At 63.9% G+C, this 16196-nt stretch carries 19 protein-coding genes; 12 read left to right on the top strand and 7 right to left on the bottom strand.

The genetic code is table 11. From position 1 onward, the window contains the following. The first annotated feature begins 23 nt into the window (after positions 1-23). Positions 24-1004, top strand: coding sequence for a GlxA family transcriptional regulator (locus NKH67_RS16135; RefSeq protein ID WP_352451614.1), 981 nt, complete (start codon positions 24-26; stop codon positions 1002-1004). 86 nt (positions 1005-1090) lie between these two features. Here NKH67_RS16135 and NKH67_RS16130 read toward each other — a convergent pair whose 3' ends face one another. Continuing rightward, positions 1091-1300 (bottom strand): hypothetical protein, encoded by a 210-nt coding sequence (locus NKH67_RS16130; protein WP_352682177.1) that lies wholly within the window; start codon positions 1298-1300, stop codon positions 1091-1093. Between the two features lie 164 nt (positions 1301-1464). Further along, a complete protein-coding gene (locus NKH67_RS16125) occupies positions 1465-2121 on the bottom strand; it encodes an O-methyltransferase (protein ID WP_352682175.1) in 657 nt (218 codons plus the stop codon). 93 nt (positions 2122-2214) lie between these two features. Between NKH67_RS16125 and NKH67_RS16120 the strand changes: the two genes are divergently transcribed. Further along, positions 2215-2847: a TetR/AcrR family transcriptional regulator gene (locus NKH67_RS16120; protein WP_352682412.1), complete on the top strand. Its 633-nt coding sequence runs from the start codon at positions 2215-2217 to the stop codon at positions 2845-2847. A 131-nt stretch (positions 2848-2978) separates the two neighbouring features. Here the strand turns inward: NKH67_RS16120 and xylA are convergent, their stop codons facing one another. Next, complete coding sequence (xylA, locus tag NKH67_RS16115) at positions 2979-4304, bottom strand: xylose isomerase (RefSeq protein WP_352682173.1); 1326 nt, start codon at positions 4302-4304, stop codon at positions 2979-2981. 110 nt (positions 4305-4414) lie between these two features. On the opposite strand from xylA, the gene NKH67_RS16110 reads away from it, so the two are divergent. Then, entirely contained in the window at positions 4415-4777 is a 363-nt protein-coding gene (locus NKH67_RS16110) for a nuclear transport factor 2 family protein (RefSeq protein ID WP_352472535.1), read from the top strand. Positions 4778-4815: 38 nt separating this feature from the next. Here NKH67_RS16110 and xylB read toward each other — a convergent pair whose 3' ends face one another. The 3 genes from xylB to NKH67_RS16095 form a co-directional block, all read right to left on the bottom strand. After that, entirely contained in the window at positions 4816-6270 is a 1455-nt protein-coding gene (xylB, locus tag NKH67_RS16105; RefSeq protein ID WP_352682410.1) for a xylulokinase, read from the bottom strand. A gap of 191 nt (positions 6271-6461) precedes the next feature. Next, positions 6462-7787, bottom strand: a complete 1326-nt coding sequence (locus tag NKH67_RS16100) for a tetratricopeptide repeat protein (RefSeq protein ID WP_352540014.1) — start codon at positions 7785-7787, stop codon at positions 6462-6464. A gap of 9 nt (positions 7788-7796) precedes the next feature. Next, on the bottom strand, positions 7797-8420 hold the full coding sequence (locus NKH67_RS16095) for a LysE family translocator (RefSeq protein WP_023718327.1): 624 nt from the start codon (positions 8418-8420) through the stop codon (positions 7797-7799). Positions 8421-8608: 188 nt separating this feature from the next. On the opposite strand from NKH67_RS16095, the gene NKH67_RS16090 reads away from it, so the two are divergent. The 9 genes from NKH67_RS16090 to NKH67_RS16050 all read left to right on the top strand — a co-directional run bounded on the left by NKH67_RS16090 (position 8609) and on the right by NKH67_RS16050 (position 15991). Continuing rightward, positions 8609-9373, top strand: coding sequence for a L,D-transpeptidase (locus NKH67_RS16090; protein ID WP_352682169.1), 765 nt, complete (start codon positions 8609-8611; stop codon positions 9371-9373). 98 nt (positions 9374-9471) lie between these two features. Then, complete coding sequence (locus NKH67_RS16085) at positions 9472-10638, top strand: diphosphate--fructose-6-phosphate 1-phosphotransferase (protein ID WP_352451606.1); 1167 nt, start codon at positions 9472-9474, stop codon at positions 10636-10638. A 16-nt stretch (positions 10639-10654) separates the two neighbouring features. Next, positions 10655-11380 carry an MBL fold metallo-hydrolase gene (locus NKH67_RS16080; RefSeq protein ID WP_352682167.1) on the top strand — a complete coding sequence of 242 codons (726 nt, stop codon included), beginning with the start codon at positions 10655-10657 and terminating at the stop codon, positions 11378-11380. A 357-nt stretch (positions 11381-11737) separates the two neighbouring features. After that, positions 11738-13276 carry a DegQ family serine endoprotease gene (locus tag NKH67_RS16075; RefSeq protein WP_352682165.1) on the top strand — a complete coding sequence of 513 codons (1539 nt, stop codon included), beginning with the start codon at positions 11738-11740 and terminating at the stop codon, positions 13274-13276. A gap of 133 nt (positions 13277-13409) precedes the next feature. Beyond that, complete coding sequence (locus NKH67_RS16070; protein WP_023680229.1) at positions 13410-14021, top strand: molybdopterin-dependent oxidoreductase; 612 nt, start codon at positions 13410-13412, stop codon at positions 14019-14021. Next, positions 14018-14764 (top strand): FAD-binding oxidoreductase, encoded by a 747-nt coding sequence (locus NKH67_RS16065; RefSeq protein ID WP_352451602.1) that lies wholly within the window; start codon positions 14018-14020, stop codon positions 14762-14764. Before NKH67_RS16070 ends, NKH67_RS16065 begins: the two co-directional genes overlap by 4 nt. Positions 14765-15203: 439 nt before the next feature. Then, positions 15204-15407 (top strand): DUF680 domain-containing protein, encoded by a 204-nt coding sequence (locus NKH67_RS16060; RefSeq protein ID WP_292664977.1) that lies wholly within the window; start codon positions 15204-15206, stop codon positions 15405-15407. 70 nt (positions 15408-15477) lie between these two features. Next, on the top strand, positions 15478-15684 hold the full coding sequence (locus tag NKH67_RS16055) for a DUF680 domain-containing protein (protein ID WP_352682163.1): 207 nt from the start codon (positions 15478-15480) through the stop codon (positions 15682-15684). A 67-nt stretch (positions 15685-15751) separates the two neighbouring features. Next, the gene (locus tag NKH67_RS16050) at positions 15752-15991 is read left to right on the top strand and encodes a DUF680 domain-containing protein (RefSeq protein ID WP_352451600.1); all 240 of its coding nucleotides are present in this window, start codon (positions 15752-15754) and stop codon (positions 15989-15991) included. Here the strand turns inward: NKH67_RS16050 and NKH67_RS16045 are convergent. Continuing rightward, the coding region (locus NKH67_RS16045) for a hypothetical protein (RefSeq protein WP_353031271.1) at positions 15988-16196 on the bottom strand (209 nt) is incomplete at its 5' end. The genes NKH67_RS16050 and NKH67_RS16045 overlap by 4 nt on opposite strands.

The following is a 16196-nucleotide window of genomic DNA, read 5'->3' as shown; positions in this document are numbered from 1 at the left end:
GTTTTGCGTTTTACGAAGATCGTGTGACCAAAAACGAAAAACCGACGATCTTTCGGGCCGAGCGTTTGCCGCTCAAGGTAACGCTGCTGGTATTCTCCGGCTCGTCGATCATGTGCGTCGCCTCGGCCGTCGATCCGTTGCGCGCCGCCAACCGCATTGCCGGTGAGACGCTGTTCGATTTCAGGCTGGTCTCGGTGACAGGCGAGGCGCCGGTCACCACATGCGGCCTGCCGGTGGCGGTCAGCGGCCGCTTCGATGCGGCTGACACAACCGATATGCTGGTCGTCGTCGCCGGCTTCGGCACGCAGAACTACGCCACATCGGCCCTGCTGTCCGGACTGCGCCGGGCGGCGCGCGCGGCACGCGCCTGCGGCGGCGTCGAGGCCGGCACCTGGCTGGTTGCCCGCGCGGGTCTGCTGGAGGGGCGCAGCGCCACCACCCACTGGGAGGACATGGAGGATTTCTCGTCGGCCTTTCCCGGCGTCGACGTGCGCCCCGACCGCTACGTCATCGATGGCCCGGTGTTCACCACCGGCGGCGCCTCGCCGACCTTCGACCTGATGCTGCATCTGATCCGCACGCGGCTCGGCATGGCCGTGGCGCTAGATGTCGCGAGCGTCTTCATCTACGACCAGGCGCGCGCCGCGACGGACGCGCAACCGCTGGTCTCGCTCGGCCGTCTCGACGGCTACGATCCCAGGCTGGCGCAAGCCATTCGGCTGATGGAAGCGCATGTCGACCAGCCGCTGACTATCGCCGCCGTGGCAAAGCGCGCCGGGGTGACGGCACGGACGCTGGAAAGCATCTTTCGCAAGTCGATCGGCGAAACGCCCGGCGCTTATTACCTCAGGCTGCGCCTCGGCGCCGCGCGCCGGCTGGTGGTCGACACGCGCATCGCCATGGCGGACATTGCCGGGCGAACGGGGTTTTCGTCCGCCGCGGCATTTTCCAGAGCGTTTTCAAGAGCGTTCGGCGAAGCGCCGGTCAGGCTGCGTCGGGGATAATGCATGTCGCCCAAAAGCTTGGCCACGGGCTTGACCCGAGGGTGCGTAGCGGTTTTGCGATAACGACATGCATAGGCAAAGGTAGATCAGGCAGCGTCCTTGCGGTCGCTGCTGCCGTCGATCTGCGAGCGCATCTGTCTCGCAAGATGGGTCTCGAACCGGCTGGCGACCGCGCGATCCCATTCGTTTGCACTCAGCGCACCTTGTTTCGGGTGCGGCAGCGCCATCAGCCGGTCGATGATCGATCCAGCCTCGCCAGATGAGAGCAGGGCGTCGATTTCGCGTTCGTGCTGCATATCGTTTCGCCTCCTTCTTCTGAATCCCGCCACGAACCACACTATAGGAGGTTCGTGACGGCTGTTTGAAGGCAAGAGCGAGGCGATTGATGGGCGATGCCGGGCAAAGTTTTGTCCGCCGCCGCCCATCTTGGGCACGTCGTTCCGGCAGGTCACGCAGTGCTTCAGCCAAGCCGCATCGACAGTTCAACATCCTCGCCGAACGGCGTGGACATGTAGCCACTCCCGGTCGAGCGCACCCGCTCGAGGTATTCGGGGCAAAGATCTGCGTTGTCGGCAACGACGAAGGCGCCCGGTCTGAGGCGGCTTTCAACCAGACTCAAGATCTCGGGATAGAGCGCTTTGGCGCCGTCGAGCAGAAGCAGGTCGACGCTTTCGGGAAGATCGACGCTTAATGTTTGCAGCGCGTCTCCTTCGCGGGTTTCCACCATGTCAATGAGACCGCCTGCTGTCAGATTACTCCTCGCGCGCGCGACCTTGGATGGCTCGAACTCGCTGGTGATCAGGCGGCCACCGCCATTGTCCCGCAAGGCTGCGGCAAGGTGCAGGGTCGAGATGCCGAACGAGGTTCCAAATTCGACGATCGTCCGTGCGCCGCTGCCTCGTGCCAGCATGTAGAGCAGCGTGCCGGTCTCTCGCGAAACGGGAAGCCAGAGATCCCTTAGCCGCCCATAGAAATCGAGGTATTCGGTCTTGCTTCGAACCAGCCGCATCCGCTCCTCGGCGGAGAGTTCCGCCACTGCAGGGCTTGTTGCCGCAGCGGCTTCCTCGAACAGGCGGACCAGCAGGGGCGCGAGCGGCGTTGTCGTCAGTGTGGTCATATCGGTCTCCAGTCGGAATTGAACGCGTTCTTGTGCGACATTCAAAATACGACTAATCATTCGCATTCACTAATCGCATTGGCGCGGCTCTCAATGAGCGATAACCGAAGTCCGCGGATTTCCTCGCGAAAACAGCCGAAGCAGGCCCGCTCGGCGGAGCTCGTCGCTGCGATTTTGCAGGCTGCTGTTCAGGTTTTGGCGAGGGAAGGCGCGCAGCGCTTCACCACGGCGCGGGTGGCCGAGAAGGCCGGCGTCAGCGTCGGATCGCTGTATCAATATTTTCCGAACAAGGCGGCGATCCTGTTCCGGCTCCAGAGCGACGAATGGCGGCAGACGACCAGTTTGCTGCGCGATATCCTCGAGGATATCAGGAAACCGCCGCTCGACCGGCTGCGCGACCTGGTCCACGCCTTCCTCCGCTCGGAGTGTGACGAGGCCGCGGTGCGTGTGGCGCTCGACGACGCCGCACCGCTTTACCGCGACGCGCCCGAGGCGCAGGCGGCGAGGGCGTCCGGAGACCGCACCATCCAGCTCTTCATGCAGGAGGCGTTGCCGAGCGCCGCGCAAGCGACTCGCGAATTGGCCGGCGACCTGGTCATGACGACGCTCAGCACGGTGGGGAAGCAGTTCTCGGAGACGCCTCGAACCCCCAAGGAGATTGAAGTCTACGCCGATGCCATGGCCGACATGTTTTGCGCCTACCTGAGAGGCCTCGATCACGGCTAAGGCGCGCCAGACCCGGTCAGCGAACAGGCCACGCGAGTTTCACACGGGGCAAAACCTTCGTCGGTTCAGCCCCGCAGAAAGCCGTCTTAGCCGGCGGCCGCTGAACAATGCGGCCGCGAACCGGGTACGCCTCAGACGTACCGGTTGACGATGTTTTCGAGCAATTCCTGGCGGCCGGATCTGGGCTGCGGCTCGATCTTCTCTTTGACGACGCGCTCGGCGATTTCCTCCAGCGTGCACTTGCCGGCAAGCATCGCCTTGGCCTCGGCCGAATCCCAGCCGGCATAGCGCTCGGCGAGCGGGGCGGACAGCGCCTTGTCCTCGACCATGCGCGCTGCCGCCTTCAGGCCGCGAGCGCAGCAGTCCATGCCCCCGATATGGCCGATCAGCAGGTCCTGCGGATCGAGCGACTGGCGCCTGAGCTTGGCGTCGAAATTGGTGCCGCCGGTCTTGAAGCCGCCGGCCTGCAGCACCTGGTAGTAGGCCAGAGCCATCTCCGGCACATTGTTGGGGAACTGGTCGGTGTCCCAGCCCGACTGGTAGTCGTTGCGGTTCATGTCGATCGAGCCAAAAATGCCGAGCGCATTGGCCAGCGCCAGTTCATGTTCGAACGAATGGCCGGCCAGGATGGCGTGGCCCTGCTCGATGTTGAGCTTGACCTCGTTCTCCAGTCCGAAGCGCTTGAGGAAGCCGTAGACGGTGGCGACGTCGTAATCGTACTGGTGCTTGGTCGGCTCCTGCGGCTTCGGCTCGATCAGGATGGTGCCTTCGAAGCCGATCCTGTGCTTGTAATCGACGACCAGATTGAGGAAACGGCCGGCCTGTTCCTGCTCGCGGGCGAGGTCGGTGTTGAGCAGCGTCTCATAGCCCTCGCGGCCGCCCCACAGCACGTAGTTCTCGCCGTTCAGCCGCTTGGTGACGTCGATGCAGTGTTTCACCGTCGCCGCCGAATAGGCAAAGACGTCCGGATCGGGATTGGTGGCGGCGCCCGACATGAAGCGGCGGTTGGAGAACAGGTTGGCCGTGCCCCACAGCAGCTTGACGCCGGTCTGCTTCATCTTTCCCGAGAAATAATCGGCGATCTCGTCGAGCCGCGCCGCACTTTCGGAAAAGTCCCGGCCCTCCGGCCGCACGTCGGCATCGTGGAAGCAGAAATAAGGCGCGCCCAGCAGCGAAAACATCTCGAAGGCGACGTCGGCCTTGAGTTTGGCCAGCTCCATCGTGTCGGTACCGCCGGCCTTGGGGAACCATGGCCGGTCGAACGTCTGACCGCCGAACGGATCGCCGCCCGGCCAGGCGAAGGAATGCCAATAGGCGACGGCAAAGCGCAGATGGTCTTCCAGCCGCTTGCCGGCGACGATCTCGTCGGGATTGTAGAACCGATAGGCCAGCGGATTGGTCGAATCCGGTCCCTCGTATTTGATCTGTTGGATGTCGCCGAAAAAACCGCTGCTCATGTTTTTTTCCTCTCGCATGGTTCGGCCTGATTACCTCAGGCGTAATTGGTTTCGCGCTGGCGCTGGTCGAAAAGGCTCATGTCAAAGCCACCCAACGAAGGAGACAGACCATGACCGACCTCAACACCATTGCCGAAAACTACATCGCCGCCTGGAACGAGAGCGACGCCGCACGCAGGAAAGCCTTGCTCGAGGCGACTTTCACCGAGGACGTCGGCTACCGCGATCCGATCATGCAGGGCGACGGCCATGACGCCATCGCCGCGCTGATCGAAGGCGTTCAGCAGCGCTTTGCCGGCTTCAGGTTCTCGCTGAAAGGCAAGCCGGACGGCTTCGCCGATACCATCCGCTTCTCCTGGAACCTCGGGCCGGAAGGCGTCGGCTCCGTCATCGAAGGCACCGATATCGGCGTCATCGAAAATGGCCGGCTGAAAAGCGTCACCGGCTTTCTCGACAAGGTGCCGGCACAGTGAGGCCTTCTCGGCAGGCCACGGCGAGGGCGGGAAACCGCTCACGCCGTGGCGCTCCTGATCGCCGGGTAAAGCTGGCGGTAGCGCTGATAGGCATCTGCATAGGCATCGCTTAGTGCGGCGACCGGCTCGACCGTGGCGTCCGTCGCCGGCGCCGTGCACACGGCGCGCGGATCGGCGCCTGTCGCCGCGATCAGGCCAAGCCGGGCCGCTCCGAAGGCGGCGCCGAAATCGCCGTCGGCTGGGATATCGACTGGCAGGCCAAGCGCTGTGGCGATGGCCTTCAGCCAGTAGCGCGAACGCGAGCCGCCGCCGATCGCCGTCACCCGGGTCAGCGTCGTACCGGCTTTGGCCAGGGCTTCGAGGCTGTCGCGGAAAGCGAAGGCGACGCCTTCGAGCACGGCCTGGGTCAGCGCCGCGCGGCCGGACTCGTGGGCAAGCCCGGTAAAGGCGCCCCGAATGACGGAATCATTGTGAGGCGTCCGCTCGCCTGACAGGTACGGCAGGAAAGAGACACCGCTCGGCGCCTGCAGCGAATCGCCGAGTTCGGCGGTCAACTCGCCGGCACTTTTTCCAGCGATCCCCGACAGCCAGTTGAGCGAATCGGTTGCCGACAGGATGACGCCCATCTGGTGCCAGGTGCCGGGCAGTGCGTGGCAGAATGTGTGCACGGCGCTTTCCGGATTGGGCAGATACGACGCGTTGGCGGCAAAAAGCACGCCCGACGTGCCGAGCGAGACGAACGCCTGCCCGGCGCCGACCGTGCCCATGCCGCAGGCCGAGGCCGCGTTGTCGCCGGCCCCGCCGGCGATCGGGATGCCCAGCTGCATGCCCCATTTGGCGGCCAGTTCGGCGCGCAAGGCACCGGCCCTGGCCGTGCCTTCGACCAATGACGGCATCTGGCTTTCGTCGAGCGACGTCGCGGCGAGCAGTTCGGCGGACCAGGCGCGTTTGCCGACATCGAGCCACGACGTGCCAGCCGAATCCGACATTTCCGAAATATGCTCGCCGGCGAGCCAGAGCCGCAAAAAGTCCTTCGGCAGCAGGACCTTTGCCATCTTGGCAAAAACAGCCGGTTCGTTGTTCTTGACCCAGGCGAGCTTTGGCGCGGTGAAGCCGGGAAAGACGATGTTGCCGGTCAGCTTGCGAAAGCGCGGGTCGGCATCGAGCGCGGCCGCCTCCGCGTGGCTGCGTGTGTCGTTCCATAGAATGCAGGGGCGCAGCACCTGGTCGGCGGCATCGAGCAGAGTGGCGCCATGCATATGGCCGGAAAGGCCGATGCCGTTGACAGCCGCGAGTTCCTTCGCATGCATCGACCGCAGCTCGCCGACCGCCGCTTCGCAGGCGCGGATCCAGTCGGCCGGGTTCTGCTCGGACCAGCCGGGATGCGGGCGCGACACGTCGAGCGGCGCATGGCCGGAACCGACGATGCTCTGCCTTGCATCGATCAGCAGCGCCTTGACGCCCGACGTGCCGAGATCGAGGCCGAGATACATGTTTCCTCCCATGTCCGTCATGCCTGGCGGCGACGGTCTTTCTTGCTTCGCTGCCCAGTCCTGTGACACGGGCGGCGAAGATATCCCGGCAATCGTGCCGCCGGAAACGCACCCCGGTCAACACGCGAAGATTTTTTCGACGCTCGAAAAAATCAGGCCGGGGCAGTTTTTAAGGCAAGATGTGGCCGTGGTCAATTCGCCGCGGGAGCGTTTGCACGCCGTGAAAACAGTGCCGACAACGGGCTGTCCGGCCGTGCCAGCGCGCGTTCCGCCGCAAGCGCCCTCGCCAGCGCGCCATCACCGGAACGCAATGCCGCTTCGATCAGTGTCAGGTCGATGACGTCGCGTTGTGCGTGGCTGCCGCCGAAGCGATGGGCGATTGCCCGCATCGGCCGGATCAGGCGTATCGTCCCGGCATAATTGCCCTCGCCGAATGCCTTGATGGCGAGCGTCAGGGGATGGCCGACATCCCTGGTGAAACCGGCGTTGTCGTCCTTGCCGCGCATCGCCTCGCGCTGCGCCTCGAGCAAGTTGCGGGCCGGCGCTTCGAGGCCGGCACCGACAAACGCCATCATCGCGTGGGCGTCGTTGAAGGCATAGTGGCCGGCGCTGGCCATGGGCAACCAGTTGGCGGCGAGCGTCGCCCAGCGCTCGCCGACATCGACGCCACCGAGATGCAGCCGCCACAGGATCGCCGAGGCATCGACCATGTTGAGCGCCAGCATCGAGCGTTCGCCATAGATCGGCCCGTCATAGAGCGCCAGCACCTCGTCGACTTCGCCGAGATCATAATGGAACAGTGCCAGATGCCACCAATTGTGCACCTGCAGGAAGCTGTCCCGCGTCCACGCTTCGGGATTGGCGCGCATCCACAGAATGCCGTCCTTCTGCCGGCTCTGCATCTCCATGACATGGGCCACCGCATGCTGGGCCCAGCCGTCGCGCGGCTCGATATCGACCGCCGTGCGGCCAAGTTTTTCGGCGCGCGCGTAATCGCCCATTTCCTCCAGGCCAAAGGCCTGCATGCCGAGTATGGCGTGATAGCCCGGCATGTCGCTCTGCCAGGACGGCAGCGCGCGGCCGATGCGGTCGCGCAGCATGCGCGCATTGCCGGTGAAGAAGTCGATCTGGTGGCCGGTCTGCAGCGCCAGCGCATCGAGCGGAAACTCGATGGCGATATCCTCCAGCACGCGGGCGGCCTCGTGCCAGCGTCCCTCCGCAAGATGGCCAAGGGCGGCGACATGCGCCTGCTCGCGTGTTGTCGCGGCAAGCGGCAGCGCCGCCTCGTGACATGCCTTGGCCACCGCCGTCGCCTCACGCTCTGTGGCGAGGCCAAAGAGATAACCCTTGAACACCTGCGCCATGACGAAGCCGGGATCTTCGGCGATTGCCTGGTCAATGGAACCGACCGGATCGCCGATGAAGCACTGCAATTCGCGAACGGCCCGGCTGTAGGACGAGAGCCCGGCCTCCGTCGCGCCAGACAGTGTCAGGCCGAATGCGTCGCTCACCGCCATGGTCTGTCCTCAGTTGCCCGAGCGCATCGCCACTGTCGCGATCCCGGCGCCGACCAGCAGCGTGCCGCCGGTGCGGTTGAAGATGCGGATCGCCTTTGGGTTGCGCACCACGTTGCGCGCCCTTGCGGCGATCAGCGCATAACCGAAGGCATTGGCGAAGGCGAGCGCCAGGAAGGTCGTCTCGAAGATCAGCATCTGTGTCCAGAAATCCGCATGCCGGTCGAGGAACTGCGGCAGGAAGGCGACAAAAAAGGTGATGCTTTTCGGATTGAGCGCGGTAACCAGCCAGGCGTGCGCCGTCATTTTCGCCGATGACACCGCATCGGTGCGCGGTTCGGCCCGGAGCGCACCGCCGGCGCGAAACAGCTTGATGCCGAGATAGATCAGATAGCCGGCGCCGATCACCTTCAGCACGGTGAATACGGTGGCGGACGCCGCCAGCAGCGCGCCGATGCCCAGCATCGACAATGTCATCGCGGTGAAGTCGCCGAGCGCCACGCCGACTGCCATCGGCAGCGCGGTGCGCCAGCCCTGGCCGAGCGCATAGGACACCACCAGCAGGATGGTCGGACCTGGAATGACCAGAAGGACTGCCGAGGCAGCGGCAAAAGCGGCCCAGTTTTCGAAGGACATTTTCTTCTCCTTGAGCTCAAAGAAGAGGATAAATCCTTGGCCTCGCGCAGATGTAAAGAGGCAAAATCGAAAAAGCCCCCTCGTTAACGCCAGGCGGCCGGCCTTCACGGTTTTTCAACCATGATTGGCGAAAATGCATGCTATACGGCCGGAGCGTGTTTCCCGCCGACAGCGTAGGGTTTGGGTGAATGCGTGAGTTGCCGCACGGTCTGTCGCTGCCGCATATTGGCGACGCAATCGAAACCGAAATACAGCTTTCCCGTCGCACGGTGCTGTCCGGCGCCGGTGCGCTGGCGCTGCTCGGCGTCGCCGGCTGCAGCCAGACGCTGGATCTGCCGTCGCTCCAGCTCGACGACGTCACCACCGGCTCGATCCGGCCCATCCGTCCGAGTATCAGCGTCGACAAGAACATCACCAGCCCCGACGTGATGTACGCTTCGCTCACCGACGGTGGCTTCAATGTGCCGGAAGTGCCCTACCTCAAGGTCAAGCCGGAGTTCCGCCGCCAGATCGTCGTCGATCCGACCGGCGAGCAACCCGGCACCATCGTCGTTCACTCGCAGGAACGGCTGCTCTATCTGGTGCAGCCCGGCGGCGAGGCGATCCGTTACGGCGTCGGCATCGGCAAGGACGGATTCCGCTGGTCCGGCCGCGCCAACATCCAGTACGGCAAGGAATGGCCGGTCTGGACCCCGCCGCCCGAGATGATCGCCCGCAGGCCGGAACTGGTGAAATGGCAAAGCGGACAGCCGGGCGGCCTCGACAATCCGCTCGGCGCGCGTGCCCTCTACATCTATCAGAACGGCAGCGACACCGGCTATCGCATCCACGGCTCGCCCGAATGGTGGAGCATCGGCCAGGCGATGTCGTCGGGCTGCGTGCGCCTGATCAACCAGGACATCATCGACCTCTACAGCCGCGTCTCCAAGAAGAATCCGGTCGTCGTCGTCTGACCGGCTGCTGCTGCCCTTCGTCATCGACTCTGCCGTTGCGCGATGCCGCAAGACAGGCGAATGTGCCTGCGATTTCCATCGCCCGGGAGACGTGAACAATGGCCGGAACTTTTGTCATCGCGCAAGGCGGCGGCCCGACCGCCGTCATCAACCAGACCGTGGTGGGTGCTGCGCTCGAAATCCGCAAGCGGCATCCCGGCGCCAAGGTGCTGGGTTCCATCCACGGCGTGCGCGGCATTCGTGACGGCAATTACGTCGATCTTTCCGCCATCCCCGAGGATCGCCTGCGGCTGATCGCGGCGACACCGAGCGCCGCGCTTGGTTCGACGCGCGACAAGCCGGATGCCGCCTATTGCGACCTCATCCTCAACGGCTTGAAGAAAGCCGGCGCCGATGCCTTCATCTATATCGGCGGCAACGACACCTCGGGCACGCAGCAGATCCTCACCGACGCCGCCGGCGGCAAGATCGCCTTCGTGCATGCGCCGAAAACCATCGACAACGATCTCGAGGAGAACGACCACACGCCCGGCTTCATGTCGGCGGCCGAGTTCGTCGCTGGAGCATTCCTTTCGGTCGATCTCGATTTCCGCGCTCTGCCGGGCATCTATGTCGGCATTGTCATGGGGCGGCATGCCGGTTTCCTGACGGCCGCGTCCGCGGCCTGGCAGCTCGATCAGGACAGCGGCCCGCATCTCGTCTACGTGCCGGAGCGGCCGTTCTCGGCGGCCGGTTTCATCGACGACGTTCGTGCAACGCTCGACCGCCACAAGCGCTGCATCGTTGCCGTCTCCGAAGGCGTCAGCACCGCCGACGGCAAAGCGCTGGTCGAAAGCCTGGTGCCGCCGGAAAGGCTGGAGCGCGACCAGCATGGGAACGTCAAGCTGTCGGGCAGCGACCTGCCGGCAGCCTTGGAGCGCGCGCTCGCCGAAGGATTGCCGGGCAAGCGGGCGCGCGTCGATGCGCTCGGCTATATGCCGCGCGGCTATGTCGGCGCCATCAGCGCGGTGGACGCGCAGGAGGCCTTCGATGCCGGTGCCTTCGCGGTCACGGTGGCCGACGAGGGCGGCGGTTCGGTGGCGCTGCAATATGACGGCAAGAAAACCGTGCTGAAGAAGGTGCCGCTGAAGAACGTCGCCGGCAAGACGCGCCATATGCCGGATGATTTCATGCTGCCGGATGTCAACCGGCTGTCCGATGCGGGGATGGCCTATCTGAAGCGGCTGGTCCCGCAAAAGTACAAGGTCGGCAAGCCGTTCGTCTGATGCCGGCCTTGATCTGATGGACAGCTGGTTCAGCAAAACCATCGTCAACGCCAAGACGACGATGCTGACCGAGCCCTTCGTGCATGATTCCGTGCGTGCCAACATCTGGCATTTGCGCGGCCGCGATGTCGACCTGCTGGTCGACACCGGCATGGGGATCTGCCCGCTGGCGCCGCAGATCGACACGCCGGCCGGCAAGCCGCTGCTCGCCGTCGCCACGCATATCCATCTCGATCATGTCGGCTCGCTGCACGAGTTTCCGTTGCGGGCAGGGCCGCGCCACAGCGCCGCACAGTTCGACAGCATGGATGAAGCGGTGACCTACGCCTGCATGTTCCATGACCTGGAAGGCGCTGTTTCCAAGCTGCCGGCGCCGGGCTGGAGAGCCGCCGATTACAGGATTCCGCCGGCGCCGCTGGCCCGGACCCTGGACGAGGGCGACATGATCGACCTCGGTGACCGCCAATTCCGCGTCCTGCATCTGCCCGGCCACTCTCCGGATTCGATCGCGCTGTTCGACGAGGCAGACGGCCTGTTCTTCGCCGGCGACGCCATCTACGACGCCATGCTGATCGACGACCTGCCGGATTCGGATCGTGCCGCCTATCGCCGCACGATGCAGCGCCTGGTCGAGCTGCCGATCCGGATCGGCCATGGCGGCCATGGACCGAGCTTCGACGGCAGGCGGATGCGCGAGATCGCCACCACCTATCTCAGCCGGACCGACCGGAAAGGCGAATAGGAGGCCTCGGCTGAGGCGGCGCAAATCTGAAGCGATTTGTCTTGCGCAGCTATTTTGTTCTTGCTTTGTGCCGGCAGCTATGCTAGTAATTTGGGTATGGTGCTGATTCGCCCCAACGACCCGCCGCAAGGCGGGTTTTTGTTTTCGGGTTTCGGCGCCAGCCCGGCAAGGCGGCTGCCAGCCGGAAATTAAATCTTCGTAATATTATCTGGAAACCACGATCGGCGCCCTAGATGCGGGGCTGTCGATCCGGTCGGCCGCCGTGCCAGGCGAGACAGGCAAGGCCGACACGCCGATAGAGCGTTCCGGTGACGGAACGCTGCGGCGCCCGATCAATCTCTCGCCCGGACAACGGCCATGTCACCAATCCACACCCTTCGCAGACATCGCGTCGCCGCTTTGCTGGGCGCCGCGCTGATCGTCAGCCCCTTCGCCCTGTCCTTCGCTCCCAGGCTGAATGATGTCCTGGCGGCAACAGTGACCCCACCTGTCACCGGCATGACGGCGCCCAGCGGCTCGTTCGCTCCGGTCGTGGCGGCCGATAAACCGGCAGTGGTGACCATCACGACGGTCATGAAAGTACAACAGCCGGACACCACGAGCGACGCCTCTCCCTTCGGCGGAAACGCGCCTTTCGACGATTATTTCCGCCGTTTCTTCGGTGACCAGGGACTGCCCGCCCCCAAGACACCGCCGGAACAGGCGCCGCGCACCGAGGCCCTCGGCTCAGGCTTCATCGTCGGTGCCGACGGCATGATCGTCACCAACAATCACGTCGTCGACGGCGCCCAGTCGGTCAAGGTGATGCTCGACGACGGCACCGAGCTTCCCGCCAAATTGATCGGCCATGACACGAAGAACGACCTTGCCGTGCTCAAGGTCAACGCCGGCAAGCCCTTGCCGACCGTCAAATGGGGCGATTCGGACAAGCTCATGCCGGGCGACCAGGTGCTCGCCTTCGGCAATCCTTTCGGCCTTGGCACCACGGTCACCGCCGGCATTGTCTCGGCGCGCGGCCGCGATCTGCACAGCGGCCCGTTTGACGACTTCATCCAGATCGACGCACCGATCAACCGGGGCAATTCCGGCGGCCCGCTGACGGATGTGTACGGCGATGTCGTCGGCATCAACACCGCGATCTTTTCGCCGAATGGCGGCAGCGTCGGCGTCGGCTTCGCCATCCCCTCGGACCAGGCGCAAAAGGTCGTCGCCAAGCTGATGAAGGGCGGCTCCATCCAGTACGGCTATCTCGGCGTCCAGATTCAGCCGGTGACGCCTGATGTGGCGAGCGCCATCGGCCTCGATCACCCTACCGGCGTGCTGGTCGCGCAGGTCAGCGACGGATCGCCGGCCGCCAAGGCCGGCATCGAGACCGGCGATGTCATTACCAGCTTCGCCGGCCAGGACATAAAGGATCCGAGGGATCTGTCGCGCGCCGTCGCTGACGTTGCGCCTGGCACGAGGGAAGCCCTCAATGTCTGGCGCAAGGGGAAAAGCCTGCAGATCTCCGTCGAGATCGGGCGCAACGAAGACGACACGGCGACGGGATCGGTGACCGGCGATTCAGGTCAGCCGTCGACGGGGCAGGGCCTTCGCGCACCGGCGCTCGGTCTCGGCCTGATGGACGTCACTCCGGATGTGCGCCAGGCAATGAACCTGCCGGAAAACCAGCACGGCGCACTGGTCGAGCGCGTCGACCCGAACAAGGCGGCGTCGGCTTCCGGCATCCAGCCCGGCGACATCATCGTCGGCGTCGACCAGACCCCGGTGAGGAGCGCCAGACAGGCAAATCAGGCGATTGTGCAGGCTGCCAAATCCGGCAAGAAATCGGTGCTGCTGCTTGTCGAGCGTGGCGACGCCCAGATGTTCGTGGCCGTCCCCTTCGCCAGCGGCTGAAGCGGGCGCCGCGCTGCCAAGATCAATGTAGAGCATTGCCGCCAGGCCGGAGCCAAGATTTCTGTTGCCCGCGCTCGCGTCTTCGAGAAAACTGACAAAGCTCGATTGGACCTTGCGCAAACGGATATTCTAGATGGTTACCCGAGGCTTCTCTTCCGGACGAAAGCCGCCGACGGATACGGATGCACGTATCCCGCCGGGGCAATATCTCGAGCAAGGTTTCCCGGTCCTGTCGGCCGGCCCGACGCCGCATGTGCGCACCGAGGATTGGTCGTTCACGCTTAAGCACGGGCCGCGGCCGATCAAGAAGTGGAACTGGGCCGAGTTCAACGCGCTGCCCTTGACCAAGATGACGCGCGACATCCATTGCGTCACCGCATGGACCAAGTTCGACACGGCGTGGCAGGGCGTGCTCGTCGACGACATTCTTGCCGACGCCGGCATCGAGCCGCCCACCGCCTTCACGCTGGCGCTGGGTTTCGACGGCTATTCCACCAACGTGCCGACGAAGGATCTCACCGGCGGCAAGGCGATGGTGGCACTGCTTTACGAGGGCAAGCCGATCACTCCCGACCATGGCGGCCCGGCCCGGCTGCTCGTTCCGCATCTCTATTTCTGGAAATCGGCCAAATGGCTGAACGGGCTGCAGTTCACAGAGCGTGACGAGCCGGGTTTCTGGGAGTTGCGAGGCTATCACATCTATGGCGATCCGTGGCGCGAGCAGCGCTACACGAACGATCCATGAGCGACGCACCGGCGGCGCAGTCGCCCTGGCAGACGGTCACCATCACCCGCATCCAAAAGCGTACGCCGCGCGTCACCAGCTTTTTCCTGCAGCCGTCGCGGCCCTTCGCTTACCGGGCCGGACAGCATGTCGATGTCAGATTGACGGCGCCGGACGGCTATCAGGCGCGCCGCTCCTACTCCATCGCCTCGGCGCCGGAGACCGGCGAGACCATCGAGCTGGCGATTGAAAAACTCGAGGACGGCGAGGTCTCGCCGTTCTTTCACGAGATCGCGGCGGTGGGCGACGAGGTCGAATTGCGCGGGCCGCTCGGCGGCCATTTCGTCTGGTCCGACGGCGATGGCGGACCGCTCCTGCTCGTCGGCGGTGGGTCGGGCGTGGTGCCGCTGATGTCGATGCTCCGTCACCGGGCGATGCGGGGATCGCTGGTCGCCGCCGCCTTGGTGTTTTCGGCGCGGGTCTGGGACGAGGTGATCTTTCGCGACGAGCTGATCGACCTCGCCGAGCGCCGGGATGGCTTCGACCTGGTGCTGACGCTGACGCGCGAGCCGGCCCGCCGATCGTCGGATTATGCGCGGCGGGTCGACGCCGCGATGATGGTGCAAGCCATGACCAGGCTGCCGGCGCCGCCGAAGCTCGCCTTTGTCTGCGGCTCGAACGCGTTCGTGACGGCCGCCGCCGAGGCGCTGATCGATGCCGGCGTTCCCGCGGCTCTCATCCGCACCGAACGCTACGGGGTCTGACCTGGTTCTTGCGCGGTTGCTGCCTTCGCCGGCCGGCATAAGCGGGCCGAAAACCGGCAGAACGGTGAGGCCGCGTTTGGCCGAAATGGTTAACGATTCGACAAAGAACCTCGGCCGCGACTTTTATCGGTTTAAAAAATCGAACCGAACGGTTCGTTTCTGTTGACAATGCGTGCAGGACGCTGTGAACGCTGCCTCCCCAAGTCACCTTGCAGCCAGACCGATACTATGGGCTATCTACTTGATATTTAGCAATAAAATTGTGGCGAAGGGAATCTCTGGCACAATTTCAAGGTGTAGATTCTTGGTCCACACCAAAAAACTTCGTGATTGGAAACTGGCCATTGGCTTTCCCACATCGGGGCTGTCCGAACGACGCGAATTCCTCCCAAGGCACGCCGCTGGACGGACGGAAAAACTGAGATACTGGAGTACTAAAATGAAAAAGATCGCTCTTGCCGCCGTCGCCGTTTTGGCCATCACCGGCAGCGCCTTCGCTGGCAGCGACAACTTTGGTTCCAAGGGTGCGAACCAGCCTGCCGCTTCGGTCGACAGCTCGTATACGGCTTCCATTCAGAAGCCGGCTCATGCTGACCAGCAGCCTGTCCAGGGCGCCGACCGTAACCTCTTCGGCAACAACTAACAGCCGATCCCAGCATCAGGGCGGCGGGCATATCCGCCGTCCGGGATCTGAAAAATTCAGGAGTATTAAGATGAAAAAGATCGTTCTTGCTGCCGCCGCCGTTTTGGCCATCACCGGCAGCGCCTTCGCCGGCAGCGACAACTTTGGTTCCAACGGAGCCAACCCGCCTGCTGTCTCGGTCGACAGCTCCTACACGGCTTCCGTCAAGACGTCGGACCAGGCTGAAAAGCAGCCGGTTGTCCAGGGCGCCGACCGTAACCTCTTCGGCAACAGCTAACAGCCGATCCCACCATCAAGGCGGCGGCATGCCCGCCGCTTGATTTCGAAAATCCAGGAGTACCCAAATGAAAAAGATTGTTCTTACTGCCGCCGCTCTCTTGATTGCCGCCGGCAGTGCCTATGCCCGCAACGACAATGTTGGCGGGACCGACATCAACAAGCAGACGACCGTCAACGTCGACAAGACGCAGACGTATTCGGTGCGGGACAGCAACTCGCCGATCTACAAGCTGCTGAATTCGTCTGGCGATGTGCCCAAGTCCGCGCCCCAGGGCGCCGATCGCAACCTCTTCGGCAACAACTAGAGCAATTCCAGGAAAAGTGTGAAACGGTTTTCCCGGGAAAAGCGTGTAGCGCTTTCCCTTGGGAATTGCGTCAAAACAAAGAGATAGAGCGGTTCGGCGTTCCGTGAAACGATAACCGCTCTAACGGCCGAACTGGAATTCCAGACAAGAGCGGCGGGGCCCGGCCCCCCCCCTTTTTTGGTTGGGATGTGGGTTTTTAAAAAAA

The organism is Mesorhizobium sp. M0968 (genome assembly GCF_040319065.1).
Classification (GTDB): domain Bacteria; phylum Pseudomonadota; class Alphaproteobacteria; order Rhizobiales; family Rhizobiaceae; genus Mesorhizobium.
Note: the sequence above shows the minus strand (reverse complement) of the source record. Positions and strands in the feature narration are given on the sequence as shown.